The organism is Vibrio sp. Y176 (genome assembly GCF_033438945.1).
On sequence record NZ_JAWOQS010000856.1, the window covers coordinates 1 to 584 of the forward strand.

Sequence of the window (584 nt, forward strand, 5' to 3'; positions counted from 1 at the left end):
CAACGTTAAACCACTTTTCTGGTTCATTTTTATCGCCAGCAAGGTAGCAAATGCCTTTGTGGCTTTCGCCTTGACTGGAGATCGCCCAGCGATCGCGCCACCAACTCATGTAGGCAATATCCACTTTGCCAAACGGAGCGGTCATGTCCCAGCCAGCGTCTTCTTCTACATACATCAGATCGACGTTTTACTCTTGAATACGAGACAAACAAACGCTCAACGCTGCAGAGCGGAGCAGGGGATCTTGTGGCATGTAAATCGAAACCCGCTTGTTAGGGCAACACATATCAAGTACATGCAAATAGTGCGCGTACGAGGTGTAAGGAGGACGAACTAACGCGCCTTTCGATGGGTAATGAAATACCGATAAGTTACCGAGCGGATCTTCGACGTTACCACGAGCCAAAATCGTTTGGTATTTTTGGTCAATACGCTCTCTAAGGTGATTAGAAGGTTCCGCTGGTGGCTCACTTGCTTCCGCTGTGTACTCTTGAGAGACAAAACGAGAAACTTCGTCTTGCGCGTTGTCATCCAGCGTCGCGAAAGGTTCTTCATCCGAAGGGTAGTACACGAGTAGGCACAGA

General features: G+C 48.8%; 1 pseudogene. It reads right to left on the minus strand.

From position 1 onward, the window contains the following. Nucleotides 1–584, minus strand: a pseudogene (locus R7O13_RS29050) (lactate dehydrogenase); the annotation flags it as partial.